General features: G+C 36.2%; 16 protein-coding genes. 2 read left to right on the forward strand and 14 right to left on the reverse strand.

Annotated elements, in window-relative coordinates:
• Nucleotides 1–69: 69 nt before the first annotated feature.
• Nucleotides 70–1,083, forward strand: coding sequence for a threonine aldolase family protein (locus tag C8269_RS06590; RefSeq protein ID WP_106460922.1), 1,014 nt, complete (start codon nucleotides 70–72; stop codon nucleotides 1,081–1,083).
• A 53-nt stretch (nucleotides 1,084–1,136) separates the two neighbouring features.
• Here C8269_RS06590 and hydE read toward each other — a convergent pair whose 3' ends face one another.
• The 14 genes from hydE to C8269_RS06660 all read right to left on the reverse strand — a co-directional run bounded on the left by hydE (nucleotide 1,137) and on the right by C8269_RS06660 (nucleotide 18,004).
• Entirely contained in the window at nucleotides 1,137–2,159 is a 1,023-nt protein-coding gene (gene hydE, locus C8269_RS06595) for a [FeFe] hydrogenase H-cluster radical SAM maturase HydE (protein ID WP_106460923.1), read from the reverse strand.
• Nucleotides 2,160–2,256: 97 nt separating this feature from the next.
• Complete coding sequence (locus C8269_RS06600; RefSeq protein ID WP_106460924.1) at nucleotides 2,257–2,880, reverse strand: phosphohydrolase; 624 nt, start codon at nucleotides 2,878–2,880, stop codon at nucleotides 2,257–2,259.
• A complete protein-coding gene (locus tag C8269_RS06605) occupies nucleotides 2,873–3,562 on the reverse strand; it encodes an acyl-[acyl-carrier-protein] thioesterase (RefSeq protein WP_106460925.1) in 690 nt (229 codons plus the stop codon). The genes C8269_RS06600 and C8269_RS06605 overlap by 8 nt, the downstream gene beginning before the upstream one ends.
• Nucleotides 3,563–3,596: 34 nt before the next feature.
• Nucleotides 3,597–4,808, reverse strand: a complete 1,212-nt coding sequence (locus C8269_RS06610) for a S41 family peptidase (RefSeq protein WP_106460926.1) — start codon at nucleotides 4,806–4,808, stop codon at nucleotides 3,597–3,599.
• Nucleotides 4,809–4,928: 120 nt separating this feature from the next.
• Entirely contained in the window at nucleotides 4,929–6,341 is a 1,413-nt protein-coding gene (locus C8269_RS06615) for an alanine/glycine:cation symporter family protein (RefSeq protein WP_199792164.1), read from the reverse strand.
• A gap of 293 nt (nucleotides 6,342–6,634) precedes the next feature.
• Nucleotides 6,635–7,516 carry a class C sortase gene (locus C8269_RS06620; RefSeq protein WP_106460927.1) on the reverse strand — a complete coding sequence of 294 codons (882 nt, stop codon included), beginning with the start codon at nucleotides 7,514–7,516 and terminating at the stop codon, nucleotides 6,635–6,637.
• Nucleotides 7,491–8,369, reverse strand: coding sequence for a class C sortase (locus C8269_RS06625; RefSeq protein WP_106460928.1), 879 nt, complete (start codon nucleotides 8,367–8,369; stop codon nucleotides 7,491–7,493). Before C8269_RS06625 ends, C8269_RS06620 begins: the two co-directional genes overlap by 26 nt.
• Entirely contained in the window at nucleotides 8,362–9,342 is a 981-nt protein-coding gene (locus C8269_RS06630) for a class C sortase (RefSeq protein WP_106460929.1), read from the reverse strand. Before C8269_RS06630 ends, C8269_RS06625 begins: the two co-directional genes overlap by 8 nt.
• Nucleotides 9,343–9,432: 90 nt before the next feature.
• Entirely contained in the window at nucleotides 9,433–11,232 is a 1,800-nt protein-coding gene (locus tag C8269_RS06635) for an MSCRAMM family protein (RefSeq protein WP_106460930.1), read from the reverse strand.
• A 284-nt stretch (nucleotides 11,233–11,516) separates the two neighbouring features.
• Nucleotides 11,517–12,311, reverse strand: a complete 795-nt coding sequence (locus C8269_RS06640; RefSeq protein WP_106460931.1) for a ZIP family metal transporter — start codon at nucleotides 12,309–12,311, stop codon at nucleotides 11,517–11,519.
• A 4-nt stretch (nucleotides 12,312–12,315) separates the two neighbouring features.
• A complete protein-coding gene (locus C8269_RS06645) occupies nucleotides 12,316–14,691 on the reverse strand; it encodes a glycogen/starch/alpha-glucan phosphorylase (protein ID WP_106460932.1) in 2,376 nt (791 codons plus the stop codon).
• Complete coding sequence (gene malQ, locus C8269_RS06650; protein ID WP_106460933.1) at nucleotides 14,691–16,205, reverse strand: 4-alpha-glucanotransferase; 1,515 nt, start codon at nucleotides 16,203–16,205, stop codon at nucleotides 14,691–14,693. The genes C8269_RS06645 and malQ overlap by 1 nt, the downstream gene beginning before the upstream one ends.
• Nucleotides 16,198–16,806, reverse strand: coding sequence for a hypothetical protein (locus tag C8269_RS06655; RefSeq protein ID WP_106460934.1), 609 nt, complete (start codon nucleotides 16,804–16,806; stop codon nucleotides 16,198–16,200). The genes malQ and C8269_RS06655 overlap by 8 nt, the downstream gene beginning before the upstream one ends.
• The gene (locus C8269_RS06660) at nucleotides 16,796–18,004 is read right to left on the reverse strand and encodes an AI-2E family transporter (RefSeq protein ID WP_106460935.1); all 1,209 of its coding nucleotides are present in this window, start codon (nucleotides 18,002–18,004) and stop codon (nucleotides 16,796–16,798) included. Before C8269_RS06660 ends, C8269_RS06655 begins: the two co-directional genes overlap by 11 nt.
• Before the next feature lie 93 nt (nucleotides 18,005–18,097).
• On the opposite strand from C8269_RS06660, the gene C8269_RS06665 reads away from it, so the two are divergent.
• Nucleotides 18,098–18,712, forward strand: a complete 615-nt coding sequence (locus C8269_RS06665) for a thiamine diphosphokinase (RefSeq protein WP_106460936.1) — start codon at nucleotides 18,098–18,100, stop codon at nucleotides 18,710–18,712.
• Nucleotides 18,713–18,731 lie beyond the last annotated feature (19 nt).

The following is an 18,731-nucleotide window of genomic DNA, read 5'->3' on the forward strand; positions in this document are numbered from 1 at the left end:
CTAATTTTTTTTTAAAAAATGTTATAATAGAAGAAATAAAACTAAGTGAAATTTATAGAAAGAGGTTATATGTATTTTTTTGTTAATGATTATAATTCTATCTGCTATCCAGAAATCTTGGATGCTTTAAAAGATTCTATAGATGAGAAAAATCCTGGCTATGGCTTTGATTCTCACTCCGAAAAGGCCAAAAGTCTTATAAAAGAAGCTCTTGGCGATAGAGATATCGATATTTACTTTCTTCCAGGAGGTACACCTGCCAATATCATTGGAGCGACTGCTGGCATGCGACAACAAGATTCTATTCTTTCTGCCACTACCGGCCATATAGAGGGCCATGAAGCAGGGTCAATTGAGGCTACAGGTCTTAAAATCGAGCTTATAGAGTCAGTAGTTGGGAAAATTAATCTTGAAAATCTAAAAAAGGCCTACGCATCTTTTAATACAGAATATGTTACAGTTCCTAAAAAGGTCTATATTTCAAATACTACAGAGCTTGGAACAGTCTATAAGAAAAAGGAAATAGAAGAAATCTATGATTTTTGTAAGGAAAATGGTCTTTATCTCTTTATAGATGGGGCTAGGATGGCGGCAGCCCTTGCAAGTGATCATTGCGACTACAGCCTAAAAGACTTGACTAGAATGTGTGATATCTTTTATCTAGGAGGAACCAAGGCTGGTCTTCTCTTTGGTGAGGCCTTGATTGTAAAAAATAAAGACCTTAAAAAAGATTTGATCAACCTTATCAAGCAAAAGGGAAGTCTCTTAGCCAAGGGCTTTGTTCAAGGAATTATGTGGGAGAGGGTCTTTTCTGAAGATGACTTTTACCTAAAAGGCAGCAAGGTCGCCTTTGAGATGGCAAAACTTCTCGCATCTGGCCTTGTAGAAAAAGGCTATGACCTTGCCTATCCATTTGAGTCCAACCAAGTTTTCCTTAGGGTATCTGCTAACCAGTATGAAAAAATGGCAAAGTTTGCTTACTTTGAAATTATGTCTGAAGAAGATAATGAAAAAGTAATCAGACTTGTAACTACCTTTAGGACCAGCAAGGAAGATGTGGAAGGTTTCCTGGAAAAATTATAAAATTCATAAAAAAATCCATGACTTTTGGTTTTATTCCAAAAATCATGGATTTTTTAATTCTTATCTCTAACATCGCCCCTATCAGTTACTATCTGATAGCCAAAGCTAGCTATTTCCTTTTCGAGGGCCTTTTTGGCTTCCGCTGCTTCAAGGCCTGTATTTAATTTATTGTCATAAAGATTGTAAGACTTTTTGGCCTTTGCTGGAGATAGGTTTGGCATGAGGACATTGGCCCCTGCCTTAAGACCTAGCTCTCTGCCCTTTGGATTTATGGTGCCTAGGGCTGTAGTTGCTGGTATTAGGGCGTAGGGGAAAACTATCCTTAGGATTGCTACCATTCTCAATGTTTTTGTAAAAGACCCATCCTTAAAGTCCTTAAAGGGTGTATCATGACTTACCAAAAATGGTCCAATTCCTACCATATCCGGCTCTAAATCTTCTAAAAATCTGATATCTCTTATCAAATCATCTGTAGTCTGGTATGGACTATCAACCATGAATCCTCCCCCAACTTGATAGCCTATTTTTTTAAGATTATGAAGGCATTCTTGCCTATGCGCTAAGCTCATCTCTTTAGGGTGGATTTTGGCATAGTGGTCTGGGTTTGATGTTTCCTGTCTTAGAAGATACCTATCAGCTCCCGCATCGTAAAAGGCCTTGTAGTCTTCATAGGATCTTTCGCCTAGGGATAGTGTTATGGCTGTATCTGGATATTTATTTTTAATTTCTCTTATAGCATCCACAACGAAATCTCTGCTAAAGCTAGGGTCTTCTCCCCCTTGCATGACAAAGGTCCTAAAACCAAGCCCATAGCCAAAATCAGCCGATCTTAGGATTTCGTCTTTGGCAAGCCTGTAGCGGTTGACATGATCATTTGATCTTCTTATCCCGCAATAATAACAATTATTTTTGCAGATGTTTGACACCTCAATAAGGCCTCTGATATAGACCTTGTCGCCGTAATTTACCCTTCTGATCTCATCAGCCCTTTCCATCAGGCTTTCAGTCATGGATTCATCTTCTATATATTTTTTTAGTTTGTCATATGGAATATGGTTGATTTTTCTTTTTGTCATAAGTCCTCATAAAAAAAATTGAGGAGGTCATGCGACCTCCCTGGGTTGATAAAATAAATTCATTTATAATATACTCAAATATACATATTTTGCAATATTATTTTTGATCTTTGAATAAATTATAGGGAAATTTGTAAGACCTTCTCCTAGGCACATAGGATCCTATTTCCTTGCTAAGGATTTTTGCCAAATCTTTCTGCCAATTATCTATTCTATTGCTAATTTCTGAATTCCTAGATTCTACTTCGACTTCATTTTTCTCAGCAAGGCTTGAATATTCATTTTTAATATAATGATCCACAACAATTACAAGCTTTTCATAGAGAGTCTCCTCTCTTTTCTCAAGAAATTTGCCTATAAAATCTAAGTCAAATTCAGATACATTTTTCTCTCCATTATAAGAATCAATGCTATCTGTGACAAAGCCATAGCCTAGGGCTATACGGGCGGGTAAAAAGTATGATTCACTTCTTAAAAACCTGTATCCTTGCAATAAATGAGCCATATCGTTATAGCCAAGGCCCTTACCAATATTATAAAGACTCCCACAAGCAAGTGCTATATCTGGGTCAAGGCCAAGCTCTTTTGCAATTTTTTCGCAAGTTTTGCCAACTAAGTGGGAATAGATTATCCATTTTGTAGGATTTGTGGCAAAGGCCTCATCCATTATGGACCTTATCTTATCCTTATTTGGAATATTTCCGTAATTTTCCTTATACATATCTAATCACTCCGTAGCTATGGTTAGTATTATCTGAATCTATAGAAAATTCTACTTCATTTTCAGTATTTCTATAGGATAGGCTGATTTCTTTTTGGTCTTTTATTTCATTTTTGTAAATTATTTTTATATAAGAAATCCTATCTTCCCTAATATTTTCAATCTCTTTTAGAAAGTCAAAATAAATACCATTATTGACATGGCTATTTTCATCAAAATCTGCTTTCCTGATTATAATTTGTTTTGAATTATCAAAATCACTTGACCTTTTAAAATCTTTGCCAGCATAGATTAGCTTTTCTTCTCCGTAAGCTTTTTGGATATTTTCATCTATCGGGATTAGTTTTCCTTTAAGCCTGTCAAATAGGATAAGTTTGGCACAGGCCCTTGCTATTTCTTTTCCATCTTTTTTGACAAGGAAATTTCTATAGGCATAAAATCTTTTTATCTTGGTGGGAATTGAGGTGATTTCTATAACATCACCTGCTTTTATATGCTCATCAATTTCTATATCCCAAGAATAAACCAGCCAGGCCTTGCCTTTCATATCTAGATCTTTCTCAACCTTAGCAGATTGGATAAAGGATACATCAAACATAAGGCCTGTCAAATTTTTAAAACTTAGAAAAGCTTCTTTGTTGCAAAGCATGGATCCTATCCTATAGGTCATTGTCTCTTTCATACTTACCCCTTTAAAAAAAGGACAGATAACTGCCCTATTTTTTGTTTCCTATTTCTTTTACAAGTTCTGTTAGAGCCTTTAGGAATTGATTATCTTTGGTAAAATCATTTTCGTTTAGGTCTAAATCTTGGTTTTTATTTTCTACTTCTACATCAGGTTTAACACCAATTTTGTTGATTTTTTCGCCATTTGGTGTCTTGTATTCGCTAATTGTAATCTTTGCACCAGCGCCATTATCTAGTGGGAATATCTTTTGAACTACTCCCTTACCAAATGATTTTTCTCCAACTATCTTAGCCCTTCCCCTATCTTTAAAGGCACCTGCTAGGATTTCTGAAGCTGAAGCTGAGTTTTCGTTTATTAGGGTAACCATTGGAATATCGTCAAATTCTTTATCTGACTTCTCGCTTACGACATTGCCATCCTTATCTTCTGTGGTTACTACTACTCCCTCATCAAGGAAGGTATCTGCTATATTTAGGCAAACATCTAGGGCACCGCCCGGATTATTTCTTAAATCTAAGATAAGACCTTGGATTCCTTCATTTTTAAGCTTGGCATATTGGTCTTTGAAATCATCCCAAGTTACATCGTCAAAGGCAGTTAATCTTAAGTAGCCAATCTTTGTTCCCTTTAAATCTAGGGTTTGAGACTTGACTGTATCTACTTTCACATCACGTCTTTCAACTTCCACATCAATTTCTTCGCCCTTTGGATTTTCTTCACTTACTCTTAAAAGCTTAAGCTTCACCTTTGAGCCAGCTTCACCTCTAATTAGGGCAACAGCCTCTTCAAGTTCACTACCTGCGAAGTCTTTGCCTTCGACAGCTTTTATAAAATCACCTGATTTTAGGCCAGCTTCTTGGGCAGGAGAACCTTCAAATACTTGGATAACCTTGATAAGGCCTTCTTTAGAATTAGAGACACTTATGCCGATACCCTTATATCTGCCATCAAGATTTTCCATAAGCTTAGCAAATTCTTCCTTTGGATAATAAGCTGTATAAGGATCACCAAGGTTTGCAAACATCCCCTTTAGGCTGCCTTCATAAAGCTTATTCTCATCATAATCAAAAAGGAAATTTCTATCAAGCAATTCCTTAAGAGAAGCCATCTCACTTGTCAATTGCCTTGACTTAATATTTCCCTTAGCGCCCATATCCATATTTGTTCCTAGCATAAATCCTGCAAAGCCAATGCCAGCTATTAGGCACAGACTTAAGATAAATTTACCTATTTTTTTCATATTTTTTCCTTTCTAATAGGACCTTCCTATTCACTAATACTAATATTATATCACAAAAGCCTTAGCTAGCACTAATAATTTGCTAAGAAAAAAGCCAGAGCTGGCCTGGCGCATTATTTTCTATTTCCAATAATCTAGTTTGCTTTCATCTAGGCCTATATTTTTTGCCATAAATACCGGCTCTTGGCCTTTGCTTCTTTGATCTATATAATCATTTAAGGCTTTTATAGATATACCACCCAAAAGCAAAATTGAGGATATATTGATTATTGTCATAATTCCCATAAGTAGGTCTGCAAAGTTCCAAACAAATTTCATTTCCATACCTGCACCTACAAAAATAACAAGGCTTGCTATAAGTCTAAAGCAAATCATGACATATTTATTCGGAGTCTTCTTAAATAAATATGAAAGACAAGAATCACAATAGTAAAGATTGCCCAAAAGGGTTGTAAAGGCAAAAAGGGCAAGGGATACAGTTATAAAAATATTGCCGTAAGATCCAAATACAGTTGCTAAGGATTTTTGCACTAGAGGCGAACCAGCAAGTTCTTCTGTTGGAACAACACCTGATACAAGAGACATAAAGGCTGTAGCTGTACATATTACAAGGGTATCAAGAAAGACAGAAATCATCTGTACAAGGCCTTGCTTTACAGGATGGCTTACTACAGCACTTGCTGCAGCATTTGGCGCTGATCCCATACCAGCTTCGTTTGAATAAAGACCTCTCTTAATTCCCTCTACAAGAGCAGAACCTGCCACACCACCAAAGATCGCCTCAAAATTGAAAGCATCTTCTATAATTAGCCTAAACATGGCTGGGATATTTGAAAAATTAATAACAATCATTACAAGTGACATTAATACATAAATTAAGCCCATAAAAGGAACAATAAATGATGTAAACTTTATAATCCTCTTACCACCACCAAGTATGCAATAAGCTGCAACTAGGGCTAATATTCCTCCAATAAGCCAAGGAGTAGTATTTTTGTCATAAAAACCATAGGCCCTGAAGGATTGTTGGAGGTTAAAGGATGCAAGCATATTAAAGCCCAAGGCATAGGTCATAATCAAGGCAATAGCAAAGATTACGCCAAGTTTTCTAGAGCCAAGTCCCTTTTCAATATAATAAGAAGGTCCACCATAAGAAGTGCCATCATCAGACCTTCTCTTATAAATTTGGGCAAGGGTTGATTCGATAAAGGCTGAAGCTCCACCAATTATGGCAATAATCCACATCCAAAATACAGCACCAGGCCCTCCAAAGCAGATGGCATTGGCCACCCCTACGATATTTCCCGTACCAACACGAGAAGCAGTTGAAACCATAAGGGCCTGAAAGCTTGAAATATCCCCATCATGCTCAGGTTTTTCTACAATTACCTTAAAGGCATCGCCAAGCAGTCTAAATTGAATAAAGCCACTTCTAAAGGTAAAATAAAGGCCAGTTGCTAATAAAATTACAATTAAGATTGGATAATACAAATATCCGTTGATTGTCGATATAAGGTTATCTATAAAACTCATAAAATTCCTTTCAAATTCAAACCAATTTACAATTGATCTTTAGGTCGTTCATTCACTAATCTACTATAGTGAAGCAACTCCTTTTTATTTTACTTTTATATGAATAATAAGTCAAGATTACTAATAGATGTGCTTACTACAAATTAGAATAAGTCTGAATAATAGATATTTATAGCAAATAAAATAACAAAATAATTAATATATATGAAAATATTTGAATAATAAAAACAGGATGGCTTATATTATTATAAAGCTATCCTGCCTTTTAAATTTATTTAAAATTTTTAAGAATTTTACAAAGTTGCCCTTATTCTCTTTGCAAATCTTCTTAGGGTGTAGATGAAGCCTATACTTCCTAGTATCGCTCCAATAAGTGTAGCTATTTTGCTGATTTTTACGAGCTTGTCGCCTTTTTCATCTTGGTTTTGGCTTGCTTTTAGGCTGCCATCTGAAAGTTTAAATTCTTCTGCTGGCCCTGATTCATCTCTAATAGCATTTACAAGGAGCCTGTCAGGTCTTGGTGGTAAAAATGGTGAACATGTCAAAAGTGTTATCATGTCCATATCTTCTCTTGGGGCAAGCTTATCCCAATCATATGGTCCTATAACTTCCTTATCGCTAACCACATATCTCATGGTTTGATTGGCTCTTTCGATGTAGATGTAGTCGCCTTGTTCTAGCTCATCTACATATAAAAACATAGTATCGCCCCACCAGCCCCTGTGGCCTGCTATGGCGCATCTTGTGCCCTTGCCACCTAACGGTATGGCTGTGCCTGCTACCTGGGCTACTCCCCTTGAAATATGCTCTTTTGTGGCATCTAAATATAGGGGAAGGTATTTATCAAGTTTTGGTATAGATAGGTAGGCAAAAGGTGTGTTTGTTTTTGTGAACATATCATAGCCATTTTCATAATCATCTGTTGTAAAAGGGTCTTGGACGCTCATATCAGAGTTCTTGATTATTTCGTTATAGGCTAGGGCCTTTTTGTTTTCTTCATCGATTTTCTCCTGACTCTTTTCTGCCTCTTGTTTTTCGAAAGTCTTTTTGGCAGAAGAAGCGCTAATATCGTGGTATGACCTGAGTATTAGGGGACTAGTCAAGAGGGCCAGCCCAACTAAAATAAAGATATATCCTAAAAATGATTTCTTAGTTAGTTTTATTTCTTTCTTCAATTTCTCTAAGCTCCTTACTTAAGTGGTCTGTTTTCTTCTTTTCTCTAAAGAGAGTTAGGGTTAGGAGAAGTATTATAGGTATCATTACTAAAACCATCCTAAAGAAATCAATCCTAGCCCTAGGTGTATTGGCTATACCATCATCAATAGCTGCCTGATAAGGAATCCTCTCCCCTCTGACTAAAAGCCTGTGGGAGTTGATCATATAGGGTGTACAAGTTAGAAGTGTAGCATAATCATGGCCTTCCACTACTAGAACCGGCTCAAAATTAGATGGTTCTACAACTTGGATTTTGTCTACCTTATATACAATGGTTTCTTTGATATTTGTAATATAAAAAACATCTCCATAGGACATCTGATCAAGGTTTCTAAAAAGCTTGGCATTGGGTAAGCCCCTGTGAGCGGTGATGACTGTATGGGTAGACTTACCACCGATTGGAAGAGAAGTCCCCTCCAAGTGGCCTGCACCTTTTTGCAAAACATCTTCAGCAGATCCTGCACGAATAGGTATATCTACGCCGATCTTTGGAATATTGACATGGCCTACCATCTCTTCTACCTCAAGCATCCTGGCATATTCTACCCTAGCTGCCTTTTCTATGTCAGTATAAGGGTCTGCAAGCCTAGATGGGTCTAGGGTCCTGTTATAGGCTTCTGCAAGGGCCATCCTCTTATCCAGATTTTCTGGTGGGAGGGCCTTGGCCGCCTTAACGAAGGTTATAACCTCATCTTCCTTTTGAATTTCATAATATTTTTGACTTATCAAAGGATAGGAGAAAATCAAAAGACCTAAAAGAAAGATGCCTACAAACATTAGCCTGTTAGGCTTTTTCTTTTTTGGATTAGTCATAGTCATCTCCATCATCTGCCGCTAGATTATCAAAGAGGTCTCCCTGACTTTTTGCCTTTGGTTTTACAATTGTAAAGCCCTTCTTAGAAATCTCTGCAATCTTCTTAAAGTACTTCTTATTATCCCTTCTTAGCTTAAAGATTAGGATTATAAGGATAAGGATAAGGATAAGTGAAGCAAAGAAGAGGATTCTAAATATCCAGTTATTTCTGCTTTCTCTGATTAATTCCTCATCAACTGCTGGTACATAAGGCACCCTGTGGCCCCTTACAATAAGCCTGTGAGTGTTAATCATTATCGGCGTACATGTTAAAAGTGTCGCATAATCATGGCCTGGACTTATAAGAAGGTCATCAAAGTTTGATGGCTCTATGACCTTAATTTGGTCTACCTGGTAGGCAATGATTCCCTCGATATTTTCTATATAGAATTTATCTCCTATCTCAAGCTGGTTAAGATGGGTAAAGAGGGTCGCTTCTGGAAGGCCTGAGTGGGCTGTGAGGACTGTGTGGGTGGAATTACCACCGATTGGAAGGGAAGTACCTTCCAAATGGCCCACGCCCTTTTGAAGGATATCCTCGCTAGTACCTGCATAGATAGGGAGTTTTTGGTTAATCTTTGGTATATCAACAGTACCAATCATCTCCTCTACTTCTAGCATCCTAGCATATTCCTTGCGGCCTTCTTCTTGTTTCTTACGGCTATAAGGGTCTGATGCAATCTTTCCTGACAAGGACTCGTTGAAGGCCTTGGCAAGGTTGATACGCCTGTCTATTTCCTTAGTATCAAGCTTTTTGGCACCTTCAGAGAAGCTTGTAACCTGCTCATTAGATTCTATACGATAATAGAGTCTAGAAATAAGCGGATACATCATAACCATAAAGCCTAATAAGAAGATAAGCCTAAATATCCATTTACCTTTCTTGGATTTTTTCTTATTTACTTTTTTTGCTTTTTTGTCTTTTTTCGCCATTGTTTTTCCATTCATAAAAGAGGGGCGTAAGCCATCTGACTTAGAGCCCCTCTAATAGATTATAAAGAAGATTACTCTTAAGTAAATCTACTATGCTATTCTAGGTTTTTCTGCTGACCTGACTAATTTTACACCAGTTATTAAGAGTATTAGGCCAATAACAGCCATAATTAAAATTCTAATATCACCAGTCTTGACAATAGGTCCTCTTATAATCTTATTCACACCTGTAGGTGTGTAATCTGTTGTAACTGTGTTTCTTGTTATTTTTGTGGTTGGTTTTTCAGTTGTGATTGTAACATTTGGATAGTTCTTTATGAAAATTGCCGCTTGTGAATCACTTCCAGCCTTAATTGTAAATTTGATAGGTTGACTTTCTGGATTAAATCCTGTAGGAGCTTTTACCTCTCTTAGGGCATAGTCTCCATATTCAAGGTCGCTTACAGAAAATTCTCCCTTATCATTTGAAGTTACCTGATAATTTTTGCCATCTCTTTGAACTGTCACATATTCTCCATTTACAATCTTTTGTACTTGGAAAACAGCTCCGCCAAGTCTTTTGGCCTTGTCGGTATTATCAGTTTTGACAAATTTATAGCCACCTTTTGTAACTACGACATCTGAGTGTATCTTAGCATTAGGTACAGTTAAATAAGGTTGATTATCTTTCGTAATCATCTTACCTTCTTTATAAGTAAACTCGTACTTTTTGTCTGTATCAGGCTTATAACCTTCAGGAGCCTTTGTCTCTTTGAAATAATATTCGCCATCTGGCAAACCTTCTACAAAGATAGAACCTTGTCCAGCTGTGCTTACTAATTCTAAATCGCCCTTTTCATCATAGGCATATTCACCCTTAGCATTTAATTTGAATTTTACAGGGTTATTATCCTTTTTAAACAATTTAAATTCAGCAGCATTTAAGTATTCGCCTGACTTATCATCTACTTTTTTAAGAAGTGGGTATCTTTTGTTTTTAACTTTCACTTCTCCTGAACCAGGTTTAAATGGATCGGTTACTTTTCCAATATTATCTTTATTTTCATAACCTGCAGGAGCAGTTACTTCTTCAAATATAAATTCACCTTCAGGTAAATTTTCAACAGTCAAACTTCCATTGTCCCAAGTTGTTAAAATACTTTCAAGATTAGAAGTAGGATCATAAGTATAAGATCCTTTTGCTATTTCCTTAACTGCAACAGGAGTTTTTTTATCTCCTTCTTTTTTATAAAGTTTAAATTCTGCCTTGTTTAGCTTCTTGTTGGGATTATCTTGGTCAACCTTGATTAAAGTTATTGAAGTTTCCGGGTTTTTGACAGTTTTCTTCATATTAACTATCATAAGCCCATCTTCGACAGTCTTTGCTGAAACTTCTTCAATAGTTGTTATCAATTTTTGATCATATTTATCTTTTGACTCATCTGTTTCTTTTATAAGATAGAAACCAGGCTCTAGATTTTCTAATACAATTTTTTCAAAGGTTCTTTCCTTATCAAACTTATCTTTGCTTAAAGTTTCGGTAAGTTTGCCATCATCATAAATTAGAGACTTATTTGATATAGTTCCCTTTCCAAGTTCTTTTTCAACCTCTGCCATAGGTAAGGCATGAAGTCTCTTTGCTACTTCCAAGTGATCTCTTTTTTCATAATCTTTTGGCAATTTAAAATATTTAACTTGCCTAGCATTTGCTTTTATGTCTTCTGTGTCGGATTTTCTATCATCAACATGGCTTATATTTAACTCAACCCTGTACTTTTTGTCGGTATTGGGTGGATTTGGCTTAGCTTCAGTTGATTTAGCAAAACTTTTTATACTAGGAATAAATATGCTAAGTACCATAATCAAAGGCAAAACTAGTCCTAGAATTTTATCTTTTACTATCTTTTTCATTCTTCCTCCTAGAATATAATCAGGCCTTTACTTCTTAATTCTTGCAATATATACTTACTTGGCCTTTTTAAGGAAATCTATATAAGTGTTTCTTATATATAATTCATATATAAATTTTTTCTCTTCTAATTACTCTTATTATATCACATTTATTTCAATAATACTATTGAATTCAAGCAATTGTGACTTAATATAAAATTTTCTAAATATATTACAAATTTTATTAGTAAAATCTACAAATTTCCTAACAAAAAAAGAAACCCATCACTGAGTTTCCTTATATTTTATCCGAGCATTACATCTAAGATCATCATTACTACAAAGCCTGCCGAAAAACCAAGGGTTCCTATGTTGGTGTGGCCTTCGCCCTCACCTGTTGCTTCTGGGACTAGTTCTTCTACTACTACATACATCATGGCTCCTGCTGCGAAGGCTAGAAGATAAGGTAGGATTGGAACTAGGTAGTGGGATAGGATTATTGTTAGAATTGCTGCGATTGGCTCTACTGCACCTGAAAATATTCCCATTCCAAATGCCTTGTGTTTATTTACTCCTACTGCCCTTAGAGGCATTGATATGATGGCTCCTTCTGGGAAGTTTTGGATGGCTATTCCTATGGATAGGACTATGGCTCCTGCCATTGTCATGTGGGTATTGCCATAGAGGACTCCTGCAAATGATACTCCTACTGCCATTCCCTCTGGTATATTATGTATGATTACTGCTAAAACCATCATAGTTGTTTTTCTGAGGCTTTCTGCCTTCATTCCTTCTGGATGGTCGCTATCTATATGCTGGTGAGGGATTACGCTGTCTAAAAATAGGAGGAAGAAGATTCCTACAAGAAATCCTACTGCTGCTGGTATCCAGCTCATTTTTCCCATTTTATCTTCTACCATGTCCATAGCTGGCATTATTAATGACCAGATTGAAGCTGCTACCATTACACCTGCGGCAAAGCCAGAAAGGCCCTTTTGGACCTTTTCTTTTAGCTCACCTTTCATGATGTAAACACAGGCAGCCCCTAAGCTTGTTCCTATGAAAGGGATCATTATCCCTAATATTACATCTTTATTCATAGTCTTAGTCTATTTTCCAAATATCATCTGCATATTCTAGGATTGTTCTATCTGATGAGAAGAATCCAGCGTTTGCGATATTCTTTAGGCACTTTCTTGCCCATTCTTTTCTATTTCTAAATTCTTTGTTTAATTTAGCCTGTGTTTCTTTATAAGATGCGAAATCTTTTAATAGGTAGTATTGGTCAGCTCTACCGCCATTTTGTGGCTTGATTAGCTCGTTATAGATGTCTAGGAAGTAGTAAGAATCTTGGTCTTTGAATTCTCCACTTACTAGGGAATCTACTACATCTTTGATGTCTTCATCCTTGCTATAGTATTCAAAAGCATTGTAAGAATCTGCTATTTCTGCTAATTCTTCTACTGTTGCTCCGAATCTGTAGTTGTTTTCTTCGCCTGCTTCTTCAAAGATTTCTACGTTAGCTCCATCTAGGGTTCCTAGGGTTAGGGCACCGTTTAGCATGAATTTCATGTTACCTGTACCACTTGCTTCCTTACCAGCTGTTGAGATTTGTTCACTTACATCTGCTGCTGGGAAGAGTTTTTCAGCGTAGGTTACTCTGTAGTTTTCTACGAATACAACCTTTAGCTTGTCATTTACATCCTTATCGTTGTTTACTACTCTTGCTACTTCGTTTGCAAGTTTAATCATTCCCTTTGCTCTAAAGTATCCTGGAGCTGCCTTACCACCAAAGATAAAGGTTGTTGGTGTGAAGTCTAGGTCTGGGTTTTTCTTTAGTTTGTGATATAGGTGGATGATGTGAAGGATGTTAAGGTGTTGTCTCTTGTATTCGTGGATTCTCTTGATTTGGATATCATAGATTGAATGTGAGTCAATTTTTATTCCTTCATTTTCTAGGATGTATTTAGCTAGTTGGTCTTTCTTTGTTTGTTTGATTGATAAGAACTCATCTAGGACTTTTTCATCATCTAGGAATTTCTCTAGACCCTTTAGCATTGCTAGGTCTTTTTTCCAAGCGTCTGTGCCTAGTTTTTCTGTGATGAAGTTTGTTAGTTCTCTATTAGCGTATACTAACCATCTTCTTGGTGTGATTCCGTTTGTCTTGTTGTTGAATTTCTCTGGGCTTTCCTTATACCATTCTTTGAAGGTATCATCTTTTAAGATTTGTGAGTGGATTTCAGCTACACCATTTACAGAAAATCCTACATAGATTGCAAGGTTTGCCATGTGTACTAGATCGCCTGTTACGATTCTGTATGGATCTATTGCCTTGTCGCTGAAGCCTCTATCTTTGAATTCTTTTACAAGTTTCTTATCGATTTGTTCTACGATTTCTAGACATCTTGGGCTTACTTCTTCCATTAGGTCAAATGACCATTTTTCTAGGGCTTCTTGAAGTACTGTGTGGTTTGTAAAAGCAAATACCTTGTTTGCTATTGCTAGTGCATCTTCAAAGTATATACCATTTTCATCTACTAATACCCTTACTAACTCTGGAATTGCCATGATTGGGTGGGTATCGTTTAGTTGGATTACGTGATATCTTGCGAAGTTTTCGAATTTGAGGTCTTCTGGGAAGTCTCTCTTGTATTTTTCTACCATATCTTGGATTGATGCTGAACAGAAGAAGTATTGTTGTTTTAATCTTAATAGCTTTCCTGCTCTTTGCATATCATTTGGATATAGGACTCTTGTGATGTCTTCTGCCCTGTTTTTCTCAGCTACTGCATCGTCATATTCGAAGTTGTTGAATTTAGCAAAGTCAAATTCTCTAAATGGTTCTGATTGCCACAATCTAAGTGTGTTTACTACACCATTTTCAAAACCAACTACTGGCATATCATATGGTACTGCCTTTACTTGTTGGTCTCTAAATTTAACTATTTTCGCATCAGAGTCTACTCTGATTGACCAGCCGTCACCATCTTTTATCCAGCTATCGCCGTATTCTACTTGGAAGCCATTTTCGATTGCTTGTTTAAAGATACCTTCACGATATCTAACACCGTAACCATATAGGCTTAGTTTTTGGCTGGCAGCTGAATCCATGAAGCATGCTGCTAGTCTTCCTAGACCACCATTACCAAGGGCTGCATCATCTTCATAGTCTTCTATTTCTTCAAAGTCTATGCCCATTTCATTTAAAAGTTCTTTTACTTCATCATAGATTCCTAGGTTGATAAGGTTATTTCCTAGAGATCTACCAATTAAGAATTCTGCTGATAGATAGTAAGCTTTTCTTTCTTTTCTAACTTTTTGCTTACTTCTTCTCCAATCTTGGTTGATTAGTCCCATGATTGTATCGCAAAGGGCATCATATCTGTCCTTATCTGATGTATCTTCAAAGCTTTTTAGAGTAATTCTTTGAAGATTTTCCATGTACTGATCAGCAAATTTTTCCTTAACTAACTTATTCATTAAATCCTCCCGTAAGTTTTTGCCATCTTTTCATATTTTTCAGCGATTTTCTTATCGAAGTCGCTTTCTACCGCTCTCCAATCCCAGTTTCCACCTACGATACCCGGACAGTTTATCCTTGCCTCATTGCCAAGGCCGAATAGGTCTTGGATTTCAAACATACATACGTCTGATACTGATCCCATAAGATTTCTTGCTATTATCTCTCTTATGTTCTCATCTTTTTCATCTTCACCGATTCCAAAATATGTCCTTATAAGTTCTAATAAATGTTCGTCAGCATTATCTAAGAATCCTTGAAGAGTGTCAGAGTCGTGGGTTGATGCGTATACCATTGAGTTTCTCTCGTAATTGTGTGGTAAATATTCGCTATCAAAATTATCACCGAAGGCAAATTGTATTACCTTCATGCCTGGGAAGGCATAGTGGTTTATCAAATCTTCTACTTCTTTTGTTATAAAGCCTAAGTCTTCTGCTATATATTTTGCATCTGGATAGCTTTCTTTGATTGCATCGAAGAAGTCATAAGGTAATCCCTTTTCCCATTTTCCGTATCTTGCTGTATCGTCTGTTGCTGGTATGACATAGTAAGCTTCAAATCCTCTAAAGTGATCTAGTCTTAGTATATCATAAAGTTTGAGGCAGGCTCCAATCCTTCTTTTCCAAAAGTCGAATCCTTCAACATCCCTCATGTATTCCCAGCGGTAAACAGGGTTGCCCCAGAGTTGTCCATCTTCTGAATAATCATCTGGAGGCGCTCCACCAACTACTATAGGTCGTTTTGTTTCTTTATCAAGTTTAAGTATCTCATAATTAACCCAAGCATCTGCAGAATCGTAGGCTACATAAATTGGAAGATCGCCTATTATCTCGATTTCATGCCTATTTGCAAATTCTTTTAATTTATTCCATTGTTTAAAAAATTCGTATTGAAGATAGACATAAAAATCTATTAATTCTTTATTTTCTTTTTTAAATTCATCTAGGGCAGATTTTTTTCTATTTCTAAGATCTTCATCCCAAAATTCCCAAGACTTATCAAGGTTATCTTTCTTAATAGCCATAAATAGGGCGTAATCTTCTAGCCAATTAGCTTCCGCTTTTCTAAATTCTTTGATTTCCTTGGCGTATTTTTCTTTAGCATTTTTATAAGCTATTTCTAAGACCCTATATCTTACATTGTAGAGTTTGGCATAGTCTATTTCTCTTTCGTTCCCACCAAAATCTATATTTTCTAGGTCTTCTTTTTCTAAAAGTCCATCTTCTATTAACATATCTAAGTCTATGAAGTATGGATTGCCTGCAAAGGATGAGAATGATTGGTAAGGGCTATCTCCGTAGGAGGTTTGGCCTAGAGGTAGGATTTGCCAATATTTGGCTCCACAATCATTTAGATAATCTACAAAGTCATAGGCTGCCTTTCCAAAGGTGCCGATACCATAATTTGATGGCAGTGAAAATATTGGCATGATTATGCCATATGATCTGTCTAATCTTTTTTGTTGTTTATTCATAAATATTCCTTTCAAAATATATTAGGCCTGTATAGGTCCTTAGACTCTTATCAAAATCTTCTAGGTAGAAGGAATGTCTTCTGCCCCAGCTTGATACGACTAGTTCACGCTTATCATTTTTCTTATTCATCTCTGTTATAACTAGGCCGTGGTGGCTCATTATATCTATGTCCCTGCTTAGCCAATTTATAAAGATAACAGGAGAGTCTTTAGCCAAGGCTTCTTCTATGAAAGCAATCTTTTTTTCTAAAGATACCTTCTTAAGGAGGTTTTCCTCAAGAATCCTGTAAGATAAACCTAGGTTCATCTGATGATTTAAAATTCTTATCCTCCTAAGAAGAGAACTGGCTGTGGGAACCCCATTTGCTTTGGGTCTTAGCCTTCTATAAAATTTATATTGCATATCATTGTAGGTTTTAAAATCTACAAGTCCCCTTTCAAACATGTAAAAATACACATTGGTAAAGGCTGTCACCACACAGGCCCTATCCCTAAAAAACTTGGATAAACCAAGTTCTTTAAGCCATTCCTGATGGCCACCATAGTAGGTCGCACCTTCCTTTAGGACGGGGACAAAATAATTACTCTCTTTAAGCTTCATCTCCGATATCAATCTCCTCTATAGTATAACTTTTATCTTCCTTCTCTTTAATCTTGGCATCATCAAAGTTCTTTTCCTTAAGCTTGTTATTAATCTTTTCTAGATAGAGGGTGTAAAATACTGATACAACTGGTATTGATATCAGCATGCCCCAAATTCCAAACAAGGACCCACCTATAGTTACAGATGCCATTACCCAAACAGCAGGAAGGCCTATTGCATCGCCTGCTATATAAGGGAAGATTAGGTTCTCTTGGATTTGTTGAATGATAACATTGTAGGCCAAAAATATAAGGGCCTTAAATGGTGATTCAACAAAAATCAATATAGCTGAAAATCCAGTACCAAAGATTGGACCAAAGATAGGTATAAGGTCTGATATACCGACCACTATCGAAATAATTGGCGCATTTGGTATCTTAAATATCTTCATACCTATAAAGGTGAGGACAGATAGGCAAAGTACTGATATCATCCTTGAAAATACATAATCCTTGAAGGTGTTATAGGAAAGTGATAGGACCTTGTTGATATAGTCAGCCCTTTCCTCGCTAAGCAAAGCATAGATAAGTCTTGTGCCATTTGTCTTAAGCATTTTCTTATAAATTAACACAAAGATAGAGAAAACTATCATTGTAAAAATCCCAATTACACCGCTGGATACTGAGTTTAAAAATCCTGTAGCCTTTGAGAAAAGGTCAACATCATTGCCATCTATAAATGAAAAGATAGCATTTCTAACATTGTACCAACCCACACCGCTAAAGGCATTCATGAATTTATTAGCGTAAGGCTCTGTCAATTCATGTTTTTTTAGAAAATGATAGGTTGAATTTACAAAGTCTGGCCACCTGATAGAGAAGGTATAAACAATCTTGACCATAGATGGAATCAAGATATTTATAAGTATGACTAGAAAAGCTATAAGCAAGGCCCAAGATATGAGGATAGAGCATATTGATATAAGCTTTCCATACTTAGATTTTTTATCAAGGCTGTTTAACTTCCTCTCAAAAAAATTGGTCGGAATACTCATCATAAAGGCCAAGGCCCCACCCACAATAAAGGGTGAAATGACCGCATAGAGGGTGGAAAAAGCCTTAGACACTTCTCCTATATAAAATAACCCAAAATACAATAAAATTCCGATAACTACTACCTTAAGTAGATTTTTAGTTTGTCTATCTAATTCTTTCATCCTAACACCCTTCTTTTTTCATAATTTATATTCATTTTACCATTAATTGTGATAATAGTTAAGAAAATGTTATAATAAAATAAAGGAGTAAGAATGAAAAGGTGTTTTATAATAGCTGGCGGAGATTTTGACGGCTTTTTTGATGAAATATGTGAAAATGATTTGGTGATTACAGCTGATAAAGGCTTTCGTTATGGTGAGAGAGAAAAAATAAAAATTGACTACGCAATTGGAGATTTCGACTCTACAGATAGGCCTGATTTTAAAAATATAATAGCCCTAAATCCTATAAAAGACTTCACTGACACAGTTGCAGCTATTAGGCTTGCAATAGATAAGGGCTATAGGGAAATTATAATCTATGGTGGCCTAGGAGGACGAGAATCTCACACGATTTCAAATATAAAAACCCTCCTCCATTTTAAGAAAAAGGGTGTAAATATTTCTCTAAAGGCAAGGGGCAAGGAAATTTTTGTCATAGATTCTGACTTTTCTTATAAATTCAATGATAAAGATTTTTATGTATCAATTTTTGCCCTAGATGAAGAGTCCATCCTTTCGATAGACGGTCTTGCCTATGAGCTTGACTCTTATAAAATGAGTCTTGATGATAGCCTGGGAGTTTCTAATCAGACTAAGGGATGCGATTTTAAAATCAGCCTAGAAGCGGGCTACTTGCTAATAATTTTTGAAGATTTTTCCATATAAAAAGCTAGCAGTTTTTTGC

Source organism: Anaerococcus sp. Marseille-P3915, assembly GCF_900258475.1.
Taxonomy (GTDB): domain Bacteria; phylum Bacillota; class Clostridia; order Tissierellales; family Peptoniphilaceae; genus Anaerococcus; species Anaerococcus kampingae.

What these genes read in the sequence shown, in the direction of transcription:
- C8269_RS06615 (WP_199792164.1), bottom strand. Translation starts at nt 6,341, where the DNA reads ATGAGTTTTATAGATAACCTTATATCGACAATCAACGGATATTTGTAT.
- C8269_RS06635 (WP_106460930.1), bottom strand. Translation starts at nt 11,232, where the DNA reads ATGAAAAAGATAGTAAAAGATAAAATTCTAGGACTAGTTTTGCCTTTG.
- C8269_RS06640 (WP_106460931.1), bottom strand. Translation starts at nt 12,311, where the DNA reads ATGAATAAAGATGTAATATTAGGGATAATGATCCCTTTCATAGGAACA.
- C8269_RS06605 (WP_106460925.1), bottom strand. Translation starts at nt 3,562, where the DNA reads ATGAAAGAGACAATGACCTATAGGATAGGATCCATGCTTTGCAACAAA.
- C8269_RS06665 (WP_106460936.1), top strand. Translation starts at nt 18,098, where the DNA reads ATGAAAAGGTGTTTTATAATAGCTGGCGGAGATTTTGACGGCTTTTTT.
- hydE (WP_106460923.1), bottom strand. Translation starts at nt 2,159, where the DNA reads ATGACAAAAAGAAAAATCAACCATATTCCATATGACAAACTAAAAAAA.
- C8269_RS06625 (WP_106460928.1), bottom strand. Translation starts at nt 8,369, where the DNA reads ATGACTAATCCAAAAAAGAAAAAGCCTAACAGGCTAATGTTTGTAGGC.
- C8269_RS06630 (WP_106460929.1), bottom strand. Translation starts at nt 9,342, where the DNA reads ATGGCGAAAAAAGACAAAAAAGCAAAAAAAGTAAATAAGAAAAAATCC.
- C8269_RS06660 (WP_106460935.1), bottom strand. Translation starts at nt 18,004, where the DNA reads ATGAAAGAATTAGATAGACAAACTAAAAATCTACTTAAGGTAGTAGTT.
- C8269_RS06610 (WP_106460926.1), bottom strand. Translation starts at nt 4,808, where the DNA reads ATGAAAAAAATAGGTAAATTTATCTTAAGTCTGTGCCTAATAGCTGGC.
- C8269_RS06600 (WP_106460924.1), bottom strand. Translation starts at nt 2,880, where the DNA reads ATGTATAAGGAAAATTACGGAAATATTCCAAATAAGGATAAGATAAGG.
- C8269_RS06590 (WP_106460922.1), top strand. Translation starts at nt 70, where the DNA reads ATGTATTTTTTTGTTAATGATTATAATTCTATCTGCTATCCAGAAATC.
- malQ (WP_106460933.1), bottom strand. Translation starts at nt 16,205, where the DNA reads ATGAATAAACAACAAAAAAGATTAGACAGATCATATGGCATAATCATG.
- C8269_RS06645 (WP_106460932.1), bottom strand. Translation starts at nt 14,691, where the DNA reads ATGAATAAGTTAGTTAAGGAAAAATTTGCTGATCAGTACATGGAAAAT.
- C8269_RS06655 (WP_106460934.1), bottom strand. Translation starts at nt 16,806, where the DNA reads ATGAAGCTTAAAGAGAGTAATTATTTTGTCCCCGTCCTAAAGGAAGGT.